Annotated in this window: 19 protein-coding genes; 10 read left to right on the forward strand and 9 right to left on the reverse strand. The window is 71.1% G+C overall.

What is annotated here, in order from left to right; all coding sequences use genetic code 11:
• Window positions 1-7: 7 nt before the first annotated feature.
• From K1T35_RS45245 to ectA, 5 genes are all read right to left on the reverse strand, one after another.
• Window positions 8-1,234, reverse strand: a complete 1,227-nt coding sequence (locus tag K1T35_RS45245) for an acyl-CoA dehydrogenase family protein (protein WP_220257782.1) — start codon at window positions 1,232-1,234, stop codon at window positions 8-10.
• Window positions 1,231-2,871: an AMP-binding protein gene (locus K1T35_RS45250; RefSeq protein WP_220257783.1), complete on the reverse strand. Its 1,641-nt coding sequence runs from the start codon at window positions 2,869-2,871 to the stop codon at window positions 1,231-1,233. The genes K1T35_RS45245 and K1T35_RS45250 overlap by 4 nt, the downstream gene beginning before the upstream one ends.
• 80 nt (window positions 2,872-2,951) lie before the next feature.
• A complete protein-coding gene (locus K1T35_RS45255; RefSeq protein ID WP_220257784.1) occupies window positions 2,952-3,377 on the reverse strand; it encodes an ectoine synthase in 426 nt (141 codons plus the stop codon).
• Entirely contained in the window at window positions 3,374-4,642 is a 1,269-nt protein-coding gene (ectB, locus tag K1T35_RS45260) for a diaminobutyrate--2-oxoglutarate transaminase (RefSeq protein WP_255621366.1), read from the reverse strand. Before ectB ends, K1T35_RS45255 begins: the two co-directional genes overlap by 4 nt.
• A gap of 37 nt (window positions 4,643-4,679) precedes the next feature.
• Window positions 4,680-5,267 carry a diaminobutyrate acetyltransferase gene (ectA, locus tag K1T35_RS45265; protein WP_255621367.1) on the reverse strand — a complete coding sequence of 196 codons (588 nt, stop codon included), beginning with the start codon at window positions 5,265-5,267 and terminating at the stop codon, window positions 4,680-4,682.
• A 168-nt stretch (window positions 5,268-5,435) separates the two neighbouring features.
• On the opposite strand from ectA, the gene K1T35_RS45270 reads away from it, so the two are divergent.
• Together K1T35_RS45270 and K1T35_RS45275 are read left to right on the forward strand one after the other, a co-directional pair.
• Window positions 5,436-6,221, forward strand: coding sequence for an SDR family NAD(P)-dependent oxidoreductase (locus K1T35_RS45270; RefSeq protein ID WP_220257786.1), 786 nt, complete (start codon window positions 5,436-5,438; stop codon window positions 6,219-6,221).
• 72 nt (window positions 6,222-6,293) lie between these two features.
• Complete coding sequence (locus K1T35_RS45275; RefSeq protein ID WP_220257787.1) at window positions 6,294-6,626, forward strand: GYD domain-containing protein; 333 nt, start codon at window positions 6,294-6,296, stop codon at window positions 6,624-6,626.
• On the opposite strand, the gene K1T35_RS45280 is transcribed toward K1T35_RS45275, so the two are convergent.
• Window positions 6,547-7,536: a hypothetical protein gene (locus K1T35_RS45280; protein WP_220257788.1), complete on the reverse strand. Its 990-nt coding sequence runs from the start codon at window positions 7,534-7,536 to the stop codon at window positions 6,547-6,549. The genes K1T35_RS45275 and K1T35_RS45280 overlap by 80 nt on opposite strands.
• Before the next feature lie 205 nt (window positions 7,537-7,741).
• Here K1T35_RS45280 and K1T35_RS45285 point away from each other — a divergent pair, with 205 nt between their 5' ends.
• Genes K1T35_RS45285 through K1T35_RS45295 form a run of 3 tightly spaced genes read left to right on the forward strand, consistent with a single transcriptional unit; the run spans window position 7,742 to window position 15,368 of the window.
• Window positions 7,742-8,386 carry a hypothetical protein gene (locus tag K1T35_RS45285; RefSeq protein WP_220257789.1) on the forward strand — a complete coding sequence of 215 codons (645 nt, stop codon included), beginning with the start codon at window positions 7,742-7,744 and terminating at the stop codon, window positions 8,384-8,386.
• A complete protein-coding gene (locus K1T35_RS45290) occupies window positions 8,386-10,395 on the forward strand; it encodes a flotillin family protein (RefSeq protein WP_220257790.1) in 2,010 nt (669 codons plus the stop codon). The genes K1T35_RS45285 and K1T35_RS45290 overlap by 1 nt, the downstream gene beginning before the upstream one ends.
• Window positions 10,392-15,368 carry a DNA repair ATPase gene (locus tag K1T35_RS45295; RefSeq protein WP_220257791.1) on the forward strand — a complete coding sequence of 1,659 codons (4,977 nt, stop codon included), beginning with the start codon at window positions 10,392-10,394 and terminating at the stop codon, window positions 15,366-15,368. Before K1T35_RS45290 ends, K1T35_RS45295 begins: the two co-directional genes overlap by 4 nt.
• A gap of 18 nt (window positions 15,369-15,386) precedes the next feature.
• On the opposite strand, the gene K1T35_RS45300 is transcribed toward K1T35_RS45295, so the two are convergent.
• On the reverse strand, window positions 15,387-16,634 hold the full coding sequence (locus tag K1T35_RS45300) for an MFS transporter (RefSeq protein WP_220257792.1): 1,248 nt from the start codon (window positions 16,632-16,634) through the stop codon (window positions 15,387-15,389).
• Between the two features lie 84 nt (window positions 16,635-16,718).
• Between K1T35_RS45300 and K1T35_RS45305 the strand changes: the two genes are divergently transcribed.
• The 4 genes from K1T35_RS45305 (at window position 16,719) to K1T35_RS45320 (ending at window position 20,682) form a co-directional block, all read left to right on the forward strand.
• Window positions 16,719-17,171 carry a helix-turn-helix domain-containing protein gene (locus tag K1T35_RS45305; RefSeq protein WP_220257793.1) on the forward strand — a complete coding sequence of 151 codons (453 nt, stop codon included), beginning with the start codon at window positions 16,719-16,721 and terminating at the stop codon, window positions 17,169-17,171.
• A gap of 26 nt (window positions 17,172-17,197) precedes the next feature.
• Window positions 17,198-18,319, forward strand: coding sequence for an epoxide hydrolase family protein (locus K1T35_RS45310; protein WP_220257794.1), 1,122 nt, complete (start codon window positions 17,198-17,200; stop codon window positions 18,317-18,319).
• Window positions 18,310-19,380, forward strand: coding sequence for a winged helix DNA-binding domain-containing protein (locus K1T35_RS45315; protein WP_220257795.1), 1,071 nt, complete (start codon window positions 18,310-18,312; stop codon window positions 19,378-19,380). Before K1T35_RS45310 ends, K1T35_RS45315 begins: the two co-directional genes overlap by 10 nt.
• 123 nt (window positions 19,381-19,503) lie before the next feature.
• Complete coding sequence (locus K1T35_RS45320) at window positions 19,504-20,682, forward strand: acyl-CoA dehydrogenase family protein (protein ID WP_370645272.1); 1,179 nt, start codon at window positions 19,504-19,506, stop codon at window positions 20,680-20,682.
• On the opposite strand, the gene K1T35_RS49990 is transcribed toward K1T35_RS45320, so the two are convergent.
• Both K1T35_RS49990 and K1T35_RS49995 read right to left on the reverse strand, forming a co-directional pair.
• A complete protein-coding gene (locus tag K1T35_RS49990; RefSeq protein ID WP_370645273.1) occupies window positions 20,679-20,939 on the reverse strand; it encodes a Uma2 family endonuclease in 261 nt (86 codons plus the stop codon). The genes K1T35_RS45320 and K1T35_RS49990 overlap by 4 nt on opposite strands.
• A gap of 48 nt (window positions 20,940-20,987) precedes the next feature.
• On the reverse strand, window positions 20,988-21,257 hold the full coding sequence (locus K1T35_RS49995) for a hypothetical protein (RefSeq protein ID WP_370645274.1): 270 nt from the start codon (window positions 21,255-21,257) through the stop codon (window positions 20,988-20,990).
• Window positions 21,258-21,350: 93 nt separating this feature from the next.
• On the opposite strand from K1T35_RS49995, the gene K1T35_RS45330 reads away from it, so the two are divergent.
• Window positions 21,351-22,127 (forward strand): alpha/beta fold hydrolase, encoded by a 777-nt coding sequence (locus K1T35_RS45330; protein WP_220257797.1) that lies wholly within the window; start codon window positions 21,351-21,353, stop codon window positions 22,125-22,127.
• The last annotated feature ends 8 nt before the right edge of the window (window positions 22,128-22,135 follow it).

Below are 22,135 nucleotides of genomic sequence, written 5' to 3' on the forward strand. Positions count from 1 at the left end.
TTTCCTCCTACGAACGCGGCAGGCCCAGGCCGCGGGTGGCGATGACGTTGCGCTGGATCTCGGACGCGCCGCCGAGGAACGTGGCGGCGACCGAGTCCATGCGCATGTGGGTGAAGGCGGCACCGAGCGGGGCGTCGCGGCGCTGCCACAGCAGCCCGTGCCTACCGAACACGTGAGCGCCGGTGCGGGCGAGCCGCTGGTGCAGCTCGGCGCTGAAGAGCTGGTTGACCGAGGCCTCGTAGCCGGGCACGGGGTTGGTGACGCTGTAGCGGGCGATGTTGTACAGCACCCGCATCTCGACGTACCGCCGCGCGATCTCCTGCCGGGCGCCCCGCTCCCAGCCCTCCCGCAGGTGCTCCCGCCCCTCCGGCGTGCCGATGTGCTCGACGAGGCGGGCGATCGCCTGCTCGTACTTGATCGTGGCCCCGATCCCGGCCCGCTCGAAGCTGAGCGCGTCCATCGCCACGTACCAGCCCCGGTTCTCCTCGCCCACGCGGTTGGCGACGGGCACCCTCGCACCTTCGAAGAAGATCTCCGAGAACGGGGCGTCGCCGCGGATGTCGCGGATCGGCCGGATCGTGACCCCCGGCGTGTTCACGTCGACGAGCAGGAACGTGATCCCCCGGTGCTTGGGCGCCGCGTCCGGGTCGGTGCGGACCAGTACGAACAGCCAGTCGGCGTTGTGGCCGAGCGAGGTCCACAACTTCTGCCCGTCCACCACGTAGTGATCGCCGTCCCGCACGGCCCTCGTCCGCAGGCTTGCCAGGTCGGAGCCCGCGCCCGGCTCGGAGAAGCCCTGCGCCCATGCGCGTTCGCCGCGCGCGATCGGGGGGAGGTGCTCGGCGCGCTGCTCGTCGGTGCCGTGGGCGAGCAGGGTGGGGCCGAGCAGGAACGCGCCGATGCCGTTCACGGTCGGCACCCGCGCCCGCATCATCTCCTCGTGGAGGATGAACTCCTCCATCGCCGACAGGCCGGCACCGCCGTACTCCACGGGCCAGTGCGGCGCGATCCAGCCGCGTTCCGCCAGCGCCGCGGCCCATTCCAGGGCCCCCTCCTTGCGAGCGAGGTCCGCACTGTTGCGGTCGACCGGCCAGTTGTAGCCCCAGACGTCCTCCGGCTCGAGGCTCTGCTCGGCGTCCGGGTCCGGCGTGTACGCGGCCGGGAACCGGTCGCGGACGAACGCGCGCACCTCCTCGCGGAACGCCGCCTGATCAGGGGTGTCTTCCCAGTTCATGCCGTCCTTCCCGGCGTCGCCTCCGCAGCGGCGGATGCCTGGCTCACCCGCGTGCTCGGCGCGGCGCGCTCGCGGTCCCACGTACCCGGCGTGATGCCCTGGTCACCCATCGCCCGCAGTGTGTGCTTGGCGACCTTGTCGGTGGGGGTGCGGGGCAGCTCGCCGACGAACTCGATGTAGCGCGGCACCATGAACGACGGCAGCTTGGCGGCGCAGTACGCGACGAGCTCGGCGGCCGACAGGTCGGCGCCGGGGGTCCGCACGACCGCCAGCTTCACGTCCTCCTCGCCCAGCTCGGACGGCACGCCGAAGGCCGCGGACTCGACGACATCCGGGTGCAGGTTCACCTCGCACTCGATGTCGAACGCCGAGATGTTCTCCCCGCGCCTGCGGATGGCGTCGGCGATCCGGTCGAGGAAGTAGAAGTAGCCGTCGTCGTCGCGCCATGCGCGGTCGCCGGTGTGGAACCACATGTTCCGGAACGCCTTCGCGGTGGCCGCCGGCATGCCGTAGTAGCCGGTGGTGATCACGAACGGCTGCTTGGGCCGCACCACGAGCTCGCCCGGCTCGCCGGCAGGGACCTCGCGGTCGTCCTCGTCGACGACGGCCACCTCGAACCGCTCGGAGTGGGCCTGCCCCATCGATCCGAGGCGCCACTGCCCGTACGCGCTGCCGGTCGCGATGCCGACCTCGGTGCTGGTGTAGGTCTCCGCCGACCGGACGCCGAAGCGTTCCAGCAGGGGCGCGTCCAGCGCGGACTTGCCCATGTAGAACGTCTCGAGCGGGTGGTCGTGGTCCCGTGGTCCCGGCGGCGCGCTCAGCAGGATCGGGATCATCGCGAACACGCTCATGGTGACCTGCGCGTCGAAGTACCGCACGTCGTCCCAGAACCGCGATGCGCTGAAGCGCTCGACGATGCCGATCGGGCTCCCGGACAGCAACGAGGAGAACACCCCGTCCCACAGCCCTGCCGCGTGGAAGAGCGGCAGCGGGCAGTACGTGGTCTTTCCCCACCGGTCGAGGAAGTCCAGCGAGTCGTACGCACAGGCGAGGGCCAGCGCGTGCGGCACCATCGCTCCTTTGGAGCGCCCCGTGGTGCCGGACGTGTACATGATCGCCTGCAGGTCGGAGAACCGCGCACCGCTCGGGACCGGCTCGGCCCCGTGCGCCAGCAGGCGTGACATCGGGATCGCGCCGTCGGCGAGCACCGCGAGCGACGGCTCCTGCCCGCGGACGATCACGCGGATCGGATCCGGCACAGCAGGAAGCACCGCCGGTAGGCGGTCGGCGTACTCGGCGTCGATCAGCAGCGTGGAGACGTCCGCGCTGTCCAGCACGTGCCGGAGCAGCTCCCCGCGGTACGCCGTGTTCACCGGCACCGCGACCGCGCCGATGCGCGCGAGCGCGACGATCACCGGCACGAACTCGGGGCAGTTCGGCAGCATCACCGCCACGTGGTCGCCGCGGCCAACACCCTCGGCGGCGAACCCGTTGGCGTACCTGTCGGCGGCGACGTCCACGTCGACGAAGGACAGCTCGCCGTCGCGGAACTTCAGGAACGCCGCCTTCCCGTGGGTCTCGGCGCGCGACCTGAGCACGTCACCGAGTACGAGACCCTCGAGCCACTCCTGGTTCAATTGACACCTCCCTCGACCGGGCGAAACGGCTGCCGCCCTGCTCGGCGGCAGCCGTTTCGCGACCGGGGCGCCGACCTCCCTCAGGAGGCCTCCGCCGTCGTGCCCAATCCGTCGGGCGCTGGCTCGACGATCAGCGGGTACACGCCGTTCTCGTCGTGCACCTCGCGCCCGGTCACGGGCGGGTTGAACACGCACACCGTGCGCATCCGCGTGCGCGGGCGCAGCTGGTGGTGCTCGTGGCCGTTCAGGACGTAGACGGAGCCAGGGCCGAGCTGGTAGGTGACGCCGTTGTCCTTGTCGGTGAGCTCGCCTTCGCCCTCGATGACCCAGACGGCCTCGATGTGGTTGGCGTACCAGAAGTCGTTGATCGAACCGGCGTCGAGCACGGTCTCGTGCAACGAGAACCCGACGCCGTCGCCGGCGAGCACGATGCGCTTGCTGCGCCAGTGCTCGGTCTTGACGTCGCGCTCGGTGTCGGTGATCTCCTCGAGCGTGCGGACGATCACGCGGACATCCCTTCGGTGACGGCTCGGACGGATTCGGCAACCAGCCCCAGCCCCTCCTCCAGCTCCGCGTCGGTGATCGTGAGCGGCGGCATGAGCTTCATGACCTCGTCGGTGGGGCCGGCAGTCTCGATGATCAGGCCCCGCTCGAACGCCGCGGCGCACGCCTTCGCGGCGAGCTCGGGCTGGGAGAAGGACAGTCCGCGGGCCAGGCCGCGGCCCTTCGGGGTGAGCTCCACGCTCTCCGAGTCCGCCGCCACCTCCGCGAGGGCGGCGCCAACGCGCTCCCCCTTGGCGATGGTGGAGCGTTCGAGGGTGTCGTCGCTCCAGTATTCGCGCAGGGCGGCGGTGGCGGTGACGAACGCCGGGTTGTGCCCGCGGAACGTGCCGTTGTGCTCGCCGGGTCCCCACTGGTCGAGCTCGGGTTTGATGAGCGTGAGGGCCATGGGCAGGCCGTAGCCGCTGATCGACTTGGACAGGCAGACGATGTCGGGCCGGATGCCGGCCGCCTCGAACGAGAAGAAGGGCCCGGTGCGCCCGACGCCCATCTGCACGTCGTCGACGATCAAGATCATGCCGTGGCGCCGGCACAGGTCTTCCAGCCCCTGCAGCCACTCGACGCGGGCCGGGTTGATGCCGCCCTCGCCCTGCACGGTCTCCACGATGACGCCTGCGGGCTCGTTCAGGCCGCTGCCCGCGTCGCCGAGCAGCTTCTCGAACCAGAGGAAATCCGGCACCGTGCCGTCGAAGTAGTTGTCGAACGGCATCGGGGTGGCGTGCACGAGCGGCACGCCCGCCCCACCGCGTTTCATCGAGTTCCCGGTGACGGACAGGGCGCCCAGCGTCATGCCGTGGAACCCGTTCGTAAAGTTGATCATCGACTCCCGGCCGGTGATCTTGCGCGCGAGCTTCAGCGCCGACTCGACGGTGTTGGCTCCGGTCGGCCCCGGGAACTGGACCTTGTAGTCGAGCCCGCGCGGTTTCAGCACGAGTTCCTCGAACGTCCGCAGGAACTCACCCTTGGCCACGGTGTACATGTCGAGGCCGTGGGTGATGCCGTCGCGCGCGAGGTACTCCATGAGCGGCGCTTTCAGCGCCGGCGGATTGTGCCCGTAGTTCAGTGCGCCGGCACCGGCGAAGAAATCGAGATAGCTGTGGCCGTCGATATCTGTAATTCGAGATCCGCGGGCGGTGTCGAACACCACCGGCCAACTCCGGCAGTAACTGCGGACCTCGGACTCCAGGTCGTCGAAAACGGTCGTTTCCACGGGCCTCTCCCTGTGAAACGTCGTGATGATCGTCAGGTCAGCGGCGGACCGGTCCGATCCGGAACAAGATCTCTGGTGGGTGTCCGTCGCCGAGCAGCTCTGCATCGAACAGCTCGCTGTGACGCACAGAAGCGTCCCGCCGCTCAGCGAATCGACTGAAGAGCGCGACGGACCCCGTGTTGTCGGGCGTGACGGTGGCCTCGAGGTGATCTACTCCAGGTACGCGGTCGAACAGGGCGTCGAGCATCGCCGCCGCCACGCCTTGCCCGCGCGCCGCGGCATCCACGCCGACCTGCCATACGACCAGGGTGGACGGCTCCTCGGGTCGACGGAACCCGGTGACGAACCCGACCACCTGCCCGTCGTGGCGCGCCACCACCGAGGTGGCGGCGAAATCACGGCACCACAACAGGTAGGCGTATCGGGAGTTCACATCGAGAACCCCGGTGGCCTCGGCCAGGCGCCAGCACGCGACACCGTCCGAGACCTCGGGGCGACCGATCGTCAGCCGTTCCCCGATGTTTGAGCGTGCACGGTCGGGGGATTCAACGGGTGCGGCCATGTCCCAAGAACTTAACAGGCGAGAAACCGGCCCGCCGATCACGGGGTGGCCCGGATCGGTCAAGATTGTGAGCGCTATCACAAAAGCGTTTGGCGATCACAGATGATGGGAACCGCGTCGTTCCGCCAGGTCACCGGGGGGATTTCGGCGGCTCTACGCGGCGTCGATGCACACTGTTTCAGGCGCAGATCACGAAATCGCAACGACCATCACATCCGCTAGGCTCGCCCCGTGCAGCCCGCCAGCGCGTCCCGTTCGGTCGTCGTCACCGGAGGGGGCCGCGGCGTTGGCAGGGCGGTCGTCGAGCGTCTTCTGCGCGACGGAGCGCACGTGGTCGCGATCGAGCTCGACGAAGGCGCGCTCGACTGGCTCGCCGGCCACCCCCGCGCGCTCGGTGTGGCGGGCAGCGCCGCCGACGAGGCCGTCACCGAGGCAGCAGCCGACCGTGCCGAAGAGGCCGCGCCGCTCACCGGCTGGGTCAACAACGCCGCGGTCTTCCGCGACGCGTCGGTGCACACCGCTCCGGCGGACGAGATCCTCGACCTGGTCCGGACCAACCTCGCCCCAGCCCTCGTCGGCTGTACCACCGCGGTGCGCCGGTTCCTCGCGACCGGCACCGGCGGCGCGATCGTCAACGTCTCCTCCCACCAGGCCCAGCGAGCGGTGCCCGGCTGCACGCCCTACGTCACGGCGAAGGCAGCGATCGAGGGCCTCACGCGCGCGCTCGCCGTCGAGTACGGGCCGCGCGCCGTGCGGGTGAACGCCGTGGCGCTGGGCTCGATCGCCACCGAGCGCTACGCCGCGTACCTCGACGAGCTCGGCCCCGATGGCGCGGCGCAGGTCGAGGAGGAGATGCGGCGGATCCACCCGCTCGGCCGGGTGGGCGCAGCCGCCGAGGTGGCGTCCGTGATCGCGCACCTGCTCTCGGACGACGCGGCATACGTCACGGGCGCCACGGTGCCGGTGGACGGCGGCCGCTCGGTGCTCGCGCGCGACCCCGAGGCGCACGACACCTGAGCCGTTCGGCCGCTCGACAGCGCCCGGCACCGGTGGTGGACTGGCCCGCCCATCGGCGCGAGGAGGTTCGCCATGGCCAAGTTCGCGGTGTTCTTCAGCTACAAGCCGGAGACGTGGAACCGGATGCTGATGAAGCCCGGCGACCGGCCGGCCGCGGTGCGGGATCTGGCGGCGTCCGTCGGCGGTTCCCTCGAGACGGTGTACTACATGTTCGGTGATCGCGACGGCTTCGTCGTCCTCGACATCCCGGACACCACCACCGCCGCGGCCGTCTCCATCGCGGTGAGCAGCACCGGGGCGTTCTCGCACCTCGAGACGCGCCAGCTCATCGCCGCGGAGGACCTGCCTGCGGTGCTGGAGAAGGCCGCGGGCGCGCGGGAGTCGTACCGACCGCCGGGCGAGTGACTCGCAGCGCGTTCAGCGTCACCATCTGGTGCGCCACGTCGCCCCAGTCCACGGCCTCGACCAGCCCCGGCGAGCCGGGCGGTCGCCACCACGGCCGCACCGCGCGCCAGCGGCCGTCCGGGCGTTGCTTGCCGCCCACCAGGTGCCGAGCCCTGCTCGTGCGCGGATCGTCCCGGAATCCCGCCCGGTCGAGGACGACGAGAGCCTGCAGCACGTCGTAGTGCCAGTAGGGCGGGTAGTGCAGGTCGACGACCGACCGGTGCAGCGGCCGGTCCGTGCCGGCCGCGAACACGACATCGCGCGCGAGCAGCACTTCCGCCGCCGCCGCGGCGGCCGCCCGGCTGCGTGCGTCGCCCGTGGCCGTCGCGTGCTCGTGCAGCCCCCACAGCGCGGGCAGCGTTTCGTGCACCGACGAGCGGCGCGCCCCGCGGTGCCGGTCGCAGTTCCACCCGCCGTCCGGCCACTGCCCGGCGACGAGCTGCTCGACGAGCCGGGCCACCCGCTCGTCGCCCGCCATGCCGAGCCTGCAGGCGACCGCCACCGCGTTCCCCTCCTGCGAGGCGTGCATCCGGCGGCGGCCGTCCACCACCGGGACCCCGGCGAGCCGGTCGGGCGCGGCCCAGTGGTCGAGCACGGCCCCCGCCGCCCGCACGGCGGGGCCGTGATCGGGCGGGATGCCGAGCTCGACGAGTGACACGAGCCGCCAGTGCGCCCCGGTCCACTTGGCGTAGGGACGCCCCAGCACGGCCCGGTCCTCCAGCTCGGCGAGCAGTCCGCGCACGAGCGGGCTGCGCAGCGCGTTGGCGACCAGGGCCGGCTCGCCAAGGAGGTCGCGGCGAGCCAGCGCGCGGATCGCGGGGTCGCCCTCCGCAGCCAGCCGCAGGGCGACCGGGTGCGGCGCGGGGGGCACGTGCCCATCACAGCATCTCCGGCGTGCGCGGAACCACCAGCCGAGCGACCCCAACCATCCTGCGTCCCCCGCGGTCTACTCCGTGGAACTACCGATGTGGAGGCAACGGATGAGCCACGATGATCGCAACGGAATCCGCGACGTCCATCGGCTCGGCTAGCGTTGCGCCGCGTACGGGTGACCTTTGGGGGGAGGTGGCCGCCGTATGCTCGAGTTCCTCACCGCCGCGGTGAGCTTTCCCGCGGTGCTGTTCGGCTTCATGCTTGTCGTCGTCGTGCTGTACTGGCTGCTCGTGCTGGTCGGAGCCGATCTGGATCTGCTGGACGCGGATGCGGACGCGGGCGGCGGGATGATCAACACGCTGGGCCTCGGTGGCGTTCCGCTCATGGTCGCGCTCTCGATGTGGATCACCCTGTCGTGGCTGCTGGCCATGATCGGCACCATCGTGCTCGGCGCGATCGCGGTGCCGGGCGCCCTGGGCGTCCTCCTCGGCATCGCGGTGCTGCTCGTCGCGTTGCTGGGCGGCCTGCTCGTCACGCGGCTCGTCGTCGTCCCGATCCGCCGTGCGATACCCGGCGCCGCTGAACCCAGCCGCAGCGACTTCGTCGGCCGCACCTGCGTGATCAGGACCGGCACCGTCAGCGAGACGTTCGGCCAGGCCGAGATCACGTCGGACGACGGCTCGTCGGCGATCATCCAGGTCCGCAGGCCCGCCGCCATGGCTGGCAACGGTCCGCTGCGCGCCGGGTCGGAAGCGCTGATCTTCGAATACGACCCCGCCGAAGAGATCTTCTGGGTGGACCGCGCGCCGTCCAGCCAGCCACCAAACCCTCTGACCAAGGAAAATTGATGGGCTCAATCGCCTTGTCCACCGGGATCGCCCTCGGCGTCGTCCTGCTGATCGCAATCGTCGTGCTGATCGCGGTCAGCCGAATGTTCAAGAAGGTAGACCAGGGCCGCGCGCTGATCGTCTCCAAGATGCGCAAGGTCGATGTCACGTTCACCAGCGCCGTCGTGCTGCCGGTGGTGCACAAGGCCGAGTTCATGGACATCTCGGTCAAGACGATCGAGATCGAGCGCACCGGTCATGACGGCCTGATCTGCCGCGACAACATCCGCGCTGACATCCGGATCACCTTCTTCGTGCGCGTGAACAAGACCGTCGAGGACGTCATCAAGGTTGCGCAGGCGATCGGCACTGAGCGGGCCAGCGACCAGGCGACGATGCAGGCCCTGTTCGCCGCCAAGTTCTCCGAGGGTTTGAAGACGGTCGGCAAGCACCTCGACTTCGTCGACCTATACACGAAGCGCGACGAGTTCCGGGACCGGATCATCCAGGTCATCGGCACCGACCTGAACGGCTACAGCCTGGAAGACGCCGCGATCGACTACCTCGAGCAGACCCCGATGGAAGCGCTCGACACGAACAACATCCTCGACGCGCAGGGCATCCGGAAGATCACCGAGCTGACCGCGGTCGAGCACATCCGAACGAACGAGTACAAGCGCAACGAGGAGAAGGAGATCACCCGGCAGAACGTCGAGGCCCGGGAGGCGATCCTGGAGCTCGAGCGTCAGCAGGCCGACGCCGAGTCGAAGCAGCACCGCGAGATCGCGACGATGCGGGCGCGCGAGGAGGCCGAGACGCAGCGGGTGCAGGCCGAGGAACGCCTCAAGGCGCAGTCGGCGCACCTGCGCACCGATGAGTCGCTCGGCGTGCAGCAGCAGAACCAGGAGCGGGAGATCGCGGTCGCGCAGAAGAACCGGGAACGCGTGATCGCGATCGAGAGCGAGCGGATCGAGAAGGACCGGCTGCTCGAGGTGGTCGGCCGCGACCGCGAGGTGGAGCTCGCGCAGATCGCCAAGGTCAAGGAGGTCGAGGTCGGGCGCCGGGCCGTCGCGGAGGTGGTGCGCGAACGCGTCGCGGTCGACAAGACCGTCGCCGAGCAGGAGGAGAGCATCAACCGGCTGCGAGCGGTCGAGGAGGCCGAACGCGAGCGCCAGGCGACGGTCATCCGGGCGGAGGCCGAGGCGCAGCAGAACCTGGTCAAGGACATCAAGGCGGCCGAGGCGGCCGAGGCGGCGGCCAAGCACAGGGCGAGGGAGCAGCTCACGCTGGCCGAGGCCGAGCAGCAGGCGGCCGACCTGCAGGCGAGGGCCAAGATCCGGCTCGCGGAAGGCACCCAGGCCGAGGCGGCCGCGGCCGGGTTGGCCGAGGTCCAGGTCAACGAGCGGGGCGCGGAGGCCATCGAAAAGGTCGGGCGCGCCGAGGCGCTGGTCGAGCGCGAGAAGGCCACGGTGGCGGCGGACGCGCTGAAGTTCAAGCTGCAGGCCGAGGCGGAAGGCCTGACGGACAAGGCCGCAGCGATGGCGGCGCTGGACGAGGCGTCACGCGATCACGAGGAGTTCCGGCTCCGGTTGGAGTCCGACAAGGAGATCGCGCTGGCCAAGGTCGACGTGCACCGGCAGATCGCCGAGGCGCAGGCGGCCGTCCTGTCGAAGGGACTGGAGAGCGCCGACATCGACATCGTCGGCGGCGACAGCATCTTCCTCGACAAGCTGATGTCATCGATCGCGCTCGGCAAGGGCATCGACGCGGTGGTGGACAGCTCCGAGGTCACCCAGGCCCTCGCGGGCAGGTGGCTGAACGGCGACGGGAACGTCATCGAGGACGTCAGCAGGCTGCTGACCGCGGCCGGCAGCGAGGACGTGAAGAACCTGACCCTGTCTGCGTTCCTGCTCAAGATGATCAACCAGGGTGGCCCCGACTCGGCGAAGGCCCAGCAACTGCACGCCCTCGCACACCAGCTCGGCCTCGCCGACGCGCCCGTCGCGAGCCTGCCGACGTCGGTGAAATGACCGTCGACGTCGCCGAGCAGGACGCGGCCGAGGCGGGCGGGCAGACCGGACTCGACGGGGGCACTTACGAGCTGCTGCGCGCCCGGCTGGCCGAGCACGCCGCGGAGCTGGCCCGCCGGGCCGGCGCGCTGAACGAACGTCGCATCGAGGCGTTCGGCGCCGCGGCGCTCGAGCTGCTCGGCACCGAACGCATCCGGACCGAGAACAACTGCGTGCCGCGCGACATCGTGTCCGTTGGCGGGCACATGTTGTTCGGCTACAACGTCTTCATCGGGCTCAAGCCGGAGACGGTCGTCGACGACGTGTTCTCGCTCCACACGTTCTCCCGGGACGGTTCGGCGTTCCGCTTCGACGGCGCCGCGGACGCACTGCCGGAGCTGCTTCGCGACCCGCGGTTCCAGCGCGACTTCACCGAGCTGTACCGGTACTACAGGGACACGCGCCTGCTGCAGCTGCGCCGGGTCGAGGGCAAGTTGCTCGCGGTGTTCCAGACCGGCGGGCGTACCGACGACATCAAGGTGCTGCGCTGGAAGGTCGCCACCGACGGCGCCGTGTCCTACGTCGACAACCGCGGTGAACGGGACCACGTGTTCCCGCCTTCGCACGACTTCACCTGGACCGAGGCCACCCGAGACGACCAGGTGCTCGGCAGGCACCCGCACCTGTCGATCCTGGGCCAGGTGTTCGTCGAGACGCTCGGCGGCACGCTGACGATCAAGATCGAGAACAACACCGAGAGCGGGGAGGGGATCTACTCAGAGCCGGTCGACGAGCCGCTGCAGAGCCTTGCCGACGCCGACGTGGCGTACGCCCAGGTGGGGCCGATGATCCTGCTGCGCATCCGGCCGTACAACGAGCAGCGGTACCGGTACCTGGTGTTCAACACCCGCACCAAGCAGGTCGTCCGCGCCGACGCCATCGGACAGGCGTGCCAGCGCCTCCCCGAGGACCAGGGACTGATCTTCCCCGGTGGGTACTACCTGGCCACGGGCGTCAGCAAGACGTTCGACACCGCGGTCGACGACCTCGAGTTCGAGCGCGTGATCCGCTCGCCAAACGGGGAGGACGTGCTGTACGTCTTCCACGCCCGCGCCGACGGCTTCTCGCTGCTGCTGCCGTACAACGTGATCCGCAAGGAGGTCTCCACCCCGCTTCCGTGCCACGGCTACTCGCTGTTCGACGACGGCACGATGGTGGTGTTCCGTGCCGTGTCGGACGAGCCGACGCGGGTCCACGCGATGCAGGTGTGGCAGACGCCGTACCAGTCCGACGTGTACGCCGCCGCGCAGCCTGCCGGGTCGGGCCCGTTCGCGCGGATCGGCAACGCCGACCTGGTGCGCGGCATCTCGGACTCCCTGTCGGTGTCGGGCATGATCGACGAGATGGCCCCGGCGACGGCGGTGTTCGAGGCGCTGATCGCCACCTGCCAGCGGGTCTTCGACGCCTACCACTGGCTCGGCGAGCAGGACCTCGGCGACCTGCGGACGCCCCTCGCCAACCTGCAGAACACCGCAGAGCAGGTCCTGGACGAGTTCGAGAAGGTCACCGAGCTCACCGCGCAGGCCACGGCGGCGGTGGACGAGTCGGCCGAGCGGATCGGCACCCTCGTCCGGTCGAGCCGTGGCCTCACGCCGCGCAGCGCCGACGGCTGGGTGACGCTGCTGGCCGACCTGCGCAAGGCGCAAGGGCACCTGGTCACCGTTCGCGAGATGCGCTACGCCGATCAGGCACGCATCGACGCCCTCGACGCCGAGCTCGATCAGGCTCTCGACGATGCCGGGAAGCGCGCCGTCCAGTTCCTCAGCGGCGAGAACGCGTTCGACACCTACCGCGCCGATGTCGACAAGCTGATCGCGGCCGCCGGCGAGATCGCGACCGTCGCGGAGGCCGAACCGATCCGCGAGCGGCTGGCCGCCCAGACCGACGGCCTGCAGATCGTCACCGACATCGTCGGCTCGCTCGGCATCGCCGATGCCACCGTCCGGACGGCGATCCTCGAGCGGATCGGTGAGGTGCTCGGCGGCGTCAACCGGGCCCGCGCCACCGTCGAAGGCAGGCGCAGCGAGCTGCTCGCCCGTGAGGGACGGGCCGAGTTCGCCGCCGAGTTCGCGCTGCTCGGGCAGGCCATCACCGGTGCGATCGCCGCGGCGGACACCCCCGACGCGTGCGATGAGCAGCTCGGGCGACTGTTGCTGCAGGTGGAGAACCTGGAGTCGCGGTTCGGCGAGTTCAACGACTTCCTCACCGAGCTGGGCGCCAAGCGGGAGGACGTCTACGAGGCGTTCTCGTCCCGCAAGCAGGCGCTGCTGGACGAGCGCGCCCGGCGTGCGGACCGGCTCGTGGAGTCGGCCGACCGGATCCTGTCCAGCGTCCGGCGCCGGGTGGCCACCCTGGGCTCCCTCGACGAGGTCAACACCTACTTCGCATCGGACCCGATGGTCGGCAAAATGCGCAGCGTTGCCGAGGAGCTGCGCGGCATCGGCGACCAGGTCCGCGCGGAGGAGCTGCAGGGCCGGATCAAGGCGGCCCGCCAGGAGGCGGCACGCGCCCTGCGCGACCGGCTGGACCTCTACGGCGACGACGGCGAGACGATCCGCCTCGGCAAGCACACGTTCGCGGTGAACACCCAGGCCATCGACCTCACCCTTGTGCCGCACGACGGCGCGATGGCGTTCACCGTCACCGGCACGGACTTCCGCGCTCCGGTCCGGGACGAGGCGTTCACCCGGACCCGGCCGTACTGGGACCAGTTGCTGGTGTCCGAGACGGCGGAGGTCTACCGCGGGGAGTTCCTGGCAACCTCGATACTGGCGGCGGCCGAGGGCAACGGTGGGCTGGACGCGCTGCACGAGGCCGCCGTGACCGACGGCGGGCTGCTTGCCGTCGTCCGGCGGGCAGCCGAGACCCGCTACGACGAGGGCTACGAGCGCGGGGTGCACGACCACGACGCGGCGGCGATCCTCGACGCGCTCCTGCGGCTGCACGCCGGCGCTGGACTGCTGCGGTACCCGCCCGCCGAGCGCGCTGCTGCGCAGCTGTTCTGGGCGTTCGGCGCCGCCGACCCCGCGCGGAAGCACTGGACCATCCGGGCGAGCTCCCTCGCAAGGGCACGGGCCGCGTTCGGCGGGTCGGCCGCGATCGACACGATGCGTTCTGAGCTCGCCGAGGCCGTGCGCGGCTTCATCGCGCCGCTGGCGAGCGCGGATCCCCCGGCACCGTCAGTTCGCTCCGACGAGCTCCGCTCAGTCGCGGGCGAGTACCTGTTCGAGGAGCTGGCCACCGGGAACCCGCAGTTCGTCACCGCGGCGGGAGCCCGCACGCTGCTGGAACGCTTCCACCGCGCGCTCGGTGGCGTCGACGCCGAGTCCCGGCGGCGCTACGACGAGGACGTCCGTGCGCTGGCCGGGGACCTGCCCGCGCAGTACCAGCTCGTCCACGCCTGGCTGTCGGCTTTCGTCGCCACCGCCGACGACGAGCTGGGCCCCGACCTGCCCGAGGCCGTCGCGCTCGAGCTGTGCGGCAGCGGCCTCGCGCGTCAGGACTCGTCGGCGGCCGTGTTCGCCGCCGTCGACGATCTGCTCGGCACCCATCCGCGCATCCGGCATCGGCGGCTCGAGTTCCGGTTGGACGAACTGCTGATCCGATGCAGGCTGTACCGCGACGAGCGGGTTCCCGGCTTCCGGTCCTACCAGCGGCAGCGACACGCCCTCGTCGAAGCGGAGCGGGCCCGGCTGCGCCTGTCGGAGTACCAACCGAAGGTGATGAGCGGGTTCGTCCGCAACCACCTGCTCGACGAGGTCTACCTGCCGTTGATCGGCGACAACCTGGCCCGGCAGCTCGGTGCCGCAGGCGACGCGAAGCGCACCGACCACTCGGGCCTGCTGCTGCTCATCTCACCCCCCGGCTACGGCAAGACGACGCTCATGGAGTACGTCGCGAACCGGCTCGGGCTGGTGTTCGTCAAGGTCAACGGTCCCGCGCTGGGACACGTGGTCACCTCGGTCGACCCGGGTGAGGCCCCGAACGCCACGGCGCGCCAGGAGGTCGAGAAGATCAACTTTGCGCTGGAGATGGGCAGCAACGTGCTGCTCTACCTCGACGACATCCAGCACACGTCCCCCGAGCTGCTGCAGAAGTTCATCTCGCTGTGCGACGCGCAGCGCCGGATGGAGGGGGTCTGGGGCGGCAGCACCCGCACGTACGACCTGCGCGGCAAGCGGTTCGCGGTGTGCATGGCCGGCAACCCGTACACCGAGGAGGGCAAGCGGTTCCGGGTGCCGGACATGCTCGCGAACCGCGCCGACGTGTGGAACCTCGGTGACGTCCTCTCCGGAAGGGACGAACTGTTCGCGCTGAGCTACATCGAGAACGCGCTGACGTCCAACCCGGTGCTGACCCCGCTGTCCACGAGGGACAGGTCGGACGTCCGGCTGCTGGTCCGGCTCGCCCGCGGCGACGACGGCGTCCGGCCCGACCAGCTCACCCACTCCTACTCGGCGGCCGAGCTCGACGAGGTGCTGTCCGTACTGCGCAAGGTGCTGCGCGTGCAGCAGGTGGTGCTGACGAACAACAAGGCCTACATCGCGTCGGCGGCCACGGCGGACGCGAGCCGGACCGAGCCGCCGTTCCTGCTGCAGGGGTCCTACCGGAACATGAACAAGCTGACGGAGCGGATCGTGCCAGTGATGAACGACGCCGAGCTCGAGGCGCTGATCGACGATCACTACGTCGGCGAGGCGCAGACGTTGACGTCCGGGGCCGAGGCGAACCTGCTCAAGCTCGCCGAGCTGCGCGGACGGCTGACCGCGGAGCAGGCGGAACGGTGGGCCGACGTGAAGCGGGCGTACCTGAGGGAGCAGGCACTCGGCGGCGCCGACGACGACCCGATGGCGCGAGCGGTCGGCGCGGTCGGCCTGCTCGCAGACCGGGTGGGCGAGATCCGAACGGCGATCGAGCGGAACGGCGAGCCCTGATCGCACAGCGACAGCTGCTCACGCACCCCCTTCCGGCCCACGCACACCGTCGACGGGCCGCGCCGGGTGAGAGGGGGTGCGTCGGGGAGTGCCGGTCGAACGCGCCGAGGGCACCACCAGCACGGTGACGACCACGCCTGCCGCCGCGAGCAGGACGGCGCCGTTGGCCGCGACCGCGAGCCCCGCGGCCTGCGCGCCGACCGGGCCGAGCACGGCACCGGCGAGTGTCGCCGCGGCCTCGACGATCCCGAACACGGCTGCGACCCTGCCGAGCGCGGATCCCGGGACGATCCGCTGGATGATCGTCCGTGGCGCTCCGACCACCACCGATCCGGCCGTCCCGATGACAACCGCCGCGGCGACGGCCTGCGGCAGCCACGTTGCGTTGACGAGCATGGCGAACCCGACCGCCGTCCCGGCCTGTGCACTCGCGAGCAACCGCCGTGCCGGCATCCGGTCGACGAGCACCCGCAGCAGCGGAGCGCCTGCGAGGAACCCGACGCCGAGCGCGGACAGGACGGCGCCGACCGCCGTCTCCCCACCGAACCGCTGCACTCCGAGCGGAACGAGCAGGGCGCTGAGCGCCGCGTTGGCCATCAGGAACACCCCGGTCGCCGGCAGCAACGCCTCGACCACCCGGTACGAGCGCAGCACCGTCAGGCCGGCGCGGAACGAGGGCCGCGCACCGGCCGTTCCCGGTCGGCCGCGCGAGCGCGTGAGCGCGACGGCGATCGCCGAGACAACGTAGGTCGCCACGTCGATCCCGACGAGCGCCGGGAACCCGAGCACCACCAGCAATACGGCCCCGAGCGGCCCGCCGACCAACCGGACCGTGCCGGTCACGACGGCCAGTAGCGCGTTCGCGCTGCTCAGCATGCGTCCGGTGCCCACGACCGCCGGCACGTGGGCCTGCATCGCCGGCAGGAACACAACGGTGGCGACGCTCTCGACGAGCACCGCGACGTGCACGATCCACGGCGCCTGCTCCGCCATGAACATCAGCGCGACCGCACCGGCCCGCACCACGTCGGTCCCGATCAGCAGAACCCGCCGGTCCACCCGGTCGACCAGCACCCCCGCGACCGGGCCGAGCAGGAGGAACGGCAGGTACTCGGCCGCGACGACGAGGCCGGTCGCCAGCAACGAACCGGTGGCGCCCAGCACGTGGGCCGGCGCGGCCACGACCAGGAGCCACGAACCGAGCCCGCTCACGAGGTTGGCGCCCCACAGCAGCCGGAAGTCCCGCACCGCCAACGCCTGGAACATATGTCTCCATAGAGTGTTCTGTCAGAATAACTCCTATGAGAACACATCCCGGGTGAACACTTCCCGTGGGATACAGTGCGCGCCATGGAGACGCTCGGCCCTCGCCTCCGCGCGATCCGCGCCGCCGCCGGCCGCACGGTCGCGTCGGTCGCCGCGGACGCCGGGCTCTCGGTGCCCTACATCGCCAACCTGGAGAACGGGCGGGGCAACCCGACGCTCGCCGCGCTCGAGCGGCTGGCCGCCGCGCTCGGAACCGGGCTCACCGTCGAGCTGGGCACTTCCACGTCGCCCGCGCCGGCCGGGCCGCCCGCGTCGCTCGTCCGGGTAGCGCGCACAGCGCGGTTCCGCCGGCTCACCGCACAGCTCGCCGGGCCGGACCGCAGCCCGGCCGAGGTGGCGACGGCGCTGGTCGACCTCCTCGCCCGCGTCGGCCCGGCCGTCGGCGTCGAGCCCGCCGACGACGACTGGTGGCGCGTGCTCGACGCACTGCTGCTCGTGCGGCTGCACCCGACCGGCCGGATTGAGGACGGGAACTGACCGCTGCCGGCCATAGCGTCGGTCCCATGACCACAACCGAGACGGAGATCCGCCCGTTCACCCTCGACGTCCCCCAGGCCCAGCTGGACGACCTGCACGCCCGGCTGGCGAACACCCGCTGGCCGGACGAGCTGCCCGGCGTGGGGTGGAGCCGCGGCGTCCCGGTGGGGTACCTGAAGGAGCTGGCCGAGTACTGGCGCACCGGCTTCGACTGGCGGGCCCATGAAGCGGCGATCAACCGGTACCCGCAGCAGGTCGCGACGATCGACGGGCAGAACGTCCACTTCCTGCACGTCCGCTCGCCCCAGCCGGACGCCACCCCGCTGCTCCTGCTGCACGGCTGGCCCGGCTGCTTCGCCGACTTCCTCGACGTGATCGACCCCCTGTCCGAGACCTTCCACCTCGTCGTCCCGTCGCTGCCCGGGTTCGGGTTCTCGACACCGCTCGCGGGCCCCGGCATGAACGCGGCCCGGATGGGCGGTGTGCTGGCCGAACTGATGACCCACCTCGGATACGAGCGGTTCGGGATCCAGGGGTACGACACGGGCGGCTGGGTGGGGCCCGCGATCGGCCGGCGGGTCCCGGACCGGGTGATCGGCATGCACCTGAACGCGCTGCTCACGTTCCCGGCCTGGGAGGACGGTGAGTTCGACGGGCTGACCGAGGTCGAGCAGCGCCGCTGGCAGGCGATGCAGAACTTCAACGACGGCTACCTGCAGTGCAACTCGAAGCGCCCGCAGACCGTCGCCTACGGGCTGCACGACTCGCCGGTCGGCCAGCTCGCGTGGATCGTGGAGAAGTTCAAGGAGCTGACCGCCCCGGAAGGAGGCCTGCCAGAGGACAGCATTGCCCGCGACCGCATCCTCACCGACATCTCGATCTACTGGTTCTCCGGCACCGCGGGGTCGGCCGCCCAGATCTACTACGAGGAGATCAGCGCGGGCGGCGACTGGGCTTCCCGCGGGACCGTGCCGACCGCCGTGCTCGTCTCCTCCCGCGACGTGACGATCCGCCGCTGGGCCGAGCGCGACCACGACGTCGTGCGCTGGACCGAGCTGGACCGCGGCGGGCACTTCCTCGCGATGGAGCAGCCGGAGCTGCTGGTCGCCGACGTCCGCGAGTTCTTCCGGGCCATGGGATGCGCCTGACCGCACGAACCATCGGCCGCGCGACGCTCGCCCGCCAGCTGTTGCTGGACCGGGTCGACCTCCCGGTCGTCGTGGCCACGAAGCGGCTGTTCGGCCTGAACGCGCAGGACCCGAACCTGCCGTACCTGGCGCTGTGGAGCCGCCTCCACCCGTTCGCGATCGACGATCTCACCGCGGCCATCGAGGACGGCTCCCTGGTGCGGTCGACGCTCATGCGCGCCACCCAGCACGTGGTGTCGGCGGCCGACTTCCGGCTGGTCCGCCCGCTGCTCGCCCCGCTGCTGCGGCGCGTGCAGCGCAACACCTTCGGCCGGCGCACCGCTGGCGTCGACCTCGACGCGCTCGTCGCGGAGGCCTGCGGGCTGCTCGCGGACGGCCAGGTCCTGACTCGGCCCGAGCTCGGCAGGCGGCTCGCCCAGCGGTGGCCGCATGCCGATCCGACCGCGCTCGGCTGGAGCGTGCAGTACCTGCTGCCGCTCGTGCACCCGGCGCCGAGCGGCACCTGGAACGTGCGGGGCGCCACGCCGTTCGCCCTCGCCGACGTACCTGCGGACGAGTGCGTTGAGGAGCTGGTGTGGCGCTACCTGGCGGCATTCGGCCCGGCCTCGGTGTCGGATGCAAGGGCCTGGTCCGGGATCGGCGGGCTGCGCGAGGTGTTCGACCGGATGCGCCCCCGGCTGCGGACCTTCACCGACGAGTCCGGGCGGGAGCTGTTCGACCTGCCGGACGCGCCGCTCCCCTCGGCGGACCTGCCCGCCCCGGTTCGGTTGCTGCCGGAGTTCGACGCACCGCTGCTGGCCTTCGCCGACCGGACCCGGATCATGACCGACGAGGTCAGGCGGCAGGTCTGCGTCGGCTCCGGCGTCGCAGCCACGGTCCTCGTCGACGGCACCGTCGCGGCCACCTGGTCGATCGGCCGCGCGGCCGGCACTGCCGTGCTCACCGTGCAACCGCTGCGCCCGATCGCCCCGGCCGACCGCGCCGCCGTCGAGGCCGAGGCGGAGCGGCTACTCGCCTTCACCGACCCGGACTCACGCCCTGACGTGCGCATCCGCCGGTGAGCCCGCCCAGTCGCCCTGGCATGGCGTGGATCAGGCGGCGAGTGTCCTTCCGCCATCTTCACGCGGCCCCGACTTCCTGGGAGGGTCGACCGGCGACCACTCATGAGCCCGGGGGGATGCATGGTGAGCACGACGAGGAGCCCGAGCGAGCAGATCCTCGCGGAGGCCGATCGGCTCGCGAAGACGTTCGCCGAACGCGCTGCCGAGCACGACCGGGACGCCACGTTCCCGCACGACAACTACGCCGACCTCGCCGAGGCGGGCATCCTGCGGATGTCGGTTCCCGAGGAGCTGGGCGGGTTCGGCGGCGGGTTGCCCGAGGTCGTCGCGGTCCTGGAGCGCATCGCGGCCGGCGACGGCTCGACGGCGCTGTCGCTTGCCATGCACATCTCACCGCTCGGCCAGTGGGCGAGCGTGTGGCGGCGCACCGGGAACGAGCGGCTCGCCGACCTGCTCCAGCGGGCCGCGGAGGGCACCCTCGTGTGGGCGGCGCTCACCGCGGAGCGCGGGATGGCCAACCGCATGACCGATGCCAACACGATCGCCCGGCGCACCGACGGCGGCTACCTGCTGACCGGGCGGAAGATCTTCGCCACGAACTCCGCGATCGCCACCGACTTCTCCACCACCGCGCGCGACCCAGACGCAGAGGGCGGCCCACGGCTGCTGCTGTGCGCGGTGTCCATGGACTCCCCCGGCATCCGCGTGCACCCGACGTGGGACACCCTCGGCATGCGCTCCACCCGCAGCGACGACCTGGAACTCGACAACGTGTTCGTCCCGGAGTCGGCGGTGGTCCACTCGCTGCCGATCGGCCACCTCGACCGCCGGGTCATGGAGACGGTGTGGGCGTGGGCGATGCCGGCGTTCGCCGGCGTCTACACCGGCGTCGCCTGCGGGGCACTGCGGTGGACCGTCGACCGGCTGACGTCAGCGGGCCGGACCACTGACCCTGTCGTCCAGGACGCCGTCGGCCACTGCCACATGCTGCTGGAGTCGTCGCGGGCGCTGATCCACCGGCACGTCGAGGAGGTCGTCTCGCGCGCGCTGCACGCCCTCGACGTGCAGGAGGCGATGGCGCGCTGCATCACGGTCAAGCACGTGGCGGCGCACAACGCCACCGAGATCCTGCAGCGGCTGGCCGAGGTGAACGGCGGCGCCGCGTTCGGCCGGGCCCTGCCCTTCGAGCGGATGTGGCGCGACGTCCAGGCCGGGCCGATCATGCCGATGGGCAGCATCGCGGCCCGCAAGTTCGTCGGGGCCACGGCGCTGGGCGTCGAGGTCGCGCCGGTGGCTCCCTAGAGCAGGGCGTCGAGGTCGATCTCCGCGGGGAACGGATCCGACGTCGTGAACGTGCCGGTCACCGCTCCGCCGTCGGCGTAGCCGAACTCGCCTGCGAGGTGGCAGGCGAGAACCGACACCGGCGGCTCGATATCGACGATCCAGTAGTTCGGGATGCCGGCGTCGGCATATTCGGCACGCTTCTGCACGTGGTCGGTGCGCTTCGATCCGGGGGACAGGACTTCGACCACGACGAGCACCTCGGACGCGCGGATCACCCCCACCCTCTTGGCGGACCCGCAGCCGCGCGTCCCGCGGCAGCACGATCAGGTCGGGGCGGCGGACGGTGCCGGGGCGTCGGGAGGAGCGAGCTGCAGGTCGACGTCCATGCACTGGATGACCTCGAGCCCGCGCGGCAGCTGGGACCGCAGCTGCACGGCCATCTCGAACAGGGCGTAGTTGTGATCCGGCACCGGGGTCGGGGACATCAGCAACCGCCCTTCGACCAGCTCCGAGTAGCCGGGCTCGATCTCCCCGATCTCGAGGTACTCGGCCACGGTCAGCAGGTGCAGCGGGGCGACCGGTTGAATCGTCATGGCGCCCTCCTCCCGTCGGCCGTCAGTCTGGCAGGTGAATGCTGGAAGATCGCGGGCGCCGCGCCAGCCGCAGCACGTGGCTACCGTGGCCGCATGGATCACCTCACCGTCGACGGAATCCATGTCGAGATCGACGGCGCCGGGCCACCTGTCGTACTGACCCACGACGCGCTGACCCACAGCGAGGCGTGGGACGCCCAGGTACCGGCGTGGTCCACGGACCACCGCGTCGCCAGCTGGGATCGGCGCGGCTACGGGCACTCGCCCCGGCCCACCACGCAGTACTCGAGCATCGACGACCTCGCGGCCGTCGTGCGCGCGGTGTCCGACGGACCCGCCGCGCTGGTCGGGTGCTCGTTCGGCTCGCTGATCACGCTGCACTGCGCGCTCCAGCACGCCGAGCTGGTCTCGAAGCTGGTGCTGGTCGGGCCGATCCTGTCCGGCCTGCCGCTCAGCGAGCACTTCCTCACCCGCGGCGGACGCAGCGTCCCCGCTCCCGACGCCCCTGATGCCGAGCACATCGAGTACTGGAGCGCCGTCGACCCGTGGTTCGTGGCGCCGAGCAGCCCCGCTGCCCGTGAGCGGCTGCGGGCGCTGCTCACCGCCAACCCGCAGAACCTGCGACCGCCGCTGGAGCTGGAGCGCAGGCCGGAGACACCCGCCACGGCGCAGCTCGGGGAGATCCGGGTACCGACGCTGATCGTGGTCGGCGAGTTAGACATCCCCGATGTGCACGCCGCCGCCGGGGCGCTCGAGGTCGGCATACCCGGCGCCACCAGGGTCGTCGTGACGGGCAGCGGGCACCTGCCCCACCTGGAGGTGCCCGAGGCGTTCACCGGGGTCGTGCACGAGTTCCTCGCGAAGGACTGACGTGCCGA

The organism is Pseudonocardia sp. DSM 110487 (assembly GCF_019468565.1).
In the GTDB taxonomy this organism is placed as follows: domain Bacteria; phylum Actinomycetota; class Actinomycetes; order Mycobacteriales; family Pseudonocardiaceae; genus Pseudonocardia.

What these genes read in the sequence shown, in the direction of transcription:
- K1T35_RS45330 (WP_220257797.1), top strand. Translation starts at nt 21,351, where the DNA reads ATGGATCACCTCACCGTCGACGGAATCCATGTCGAGATCGACGGCGCC.
- K1T35_RS49995 (WP_370645274.1), bottom strand. Translation starts at nt 21,257, where the DNA reads ATGACGATTCAACCGGTCGCCCCGCTGCACCTGCTGACCGTGGCCGAG.
- K1T35_RS45275 (WP_220257787.1), top strand. Translation starts at nt 6,294, where the DNA reads ATGGCCAAGTTCGCGGTGTTCTTCAGCTACAAGCCGGAGACGTGGAAC.
- K1T35_RS45310 (WP_220257794.1), top strand. Translation starts at nt 17,198, where the DNA reads ATGACCACAACCGAGACGGAGATCCGCCCGTTCACCCTCGACGTCCCC.
- K1T35_RS45305 (WP_220257793.1), top strand. Translation starts at nt 16,719, where the DNA reads ATGGAGACGCTCGGCCCTCGCCTCCGCGCGATCCGCGCCGCCGCCGGC.
- K1T35_RS45295 (WP_220257791.1), top strand. Translation starts at nt 10,392, where the DNA reads ATGACCGTCGACGTCGCCGAGCAGGACGCGGCCGAGGCGGGCGGGCAG.
- K1T35_RS45315 (WP_220257795.1), top strand. Translation starts at nt 18,310, where the DNA reads ATGCGCCTGACCGCACGAACCATCGGCCGCGCGACGCTCGCCCGCCAG.
- K1T35_RS45300 (WP_220257792.1), bottom strand. Translation starts at nt 16,634, where the DNA reads ATGTTCCAGGCGTTGGCGGTGCGGGACTTCCGGCTGCTGTGGGGCGCC.
- K1T35_RS45290 (WP_220257790.1), top strand. Translation starts at nt 8,386, where the DNA reads ATGGGCTCAATCGCCTTGTCCACCGGGATCGCCCTCGGCGTCGTCCTG.
- K1T35_RS45285 (WP_220257789.1), top strand. Translation starts at nt 7,742, where the DNA reads ATGCTCGAGTTCCTCACCGCCGCGGTGAGCTTTCCCGCGGTGCTGTTC.
- K1T35_RS45245 (WP_220257782.1), bottom strand. Translation starts at nt 1,234, where the DNA reads ATGAACTGGGAAGACACCCCTGATCAGGCGGCGTTCCGCGAGGAGGTG.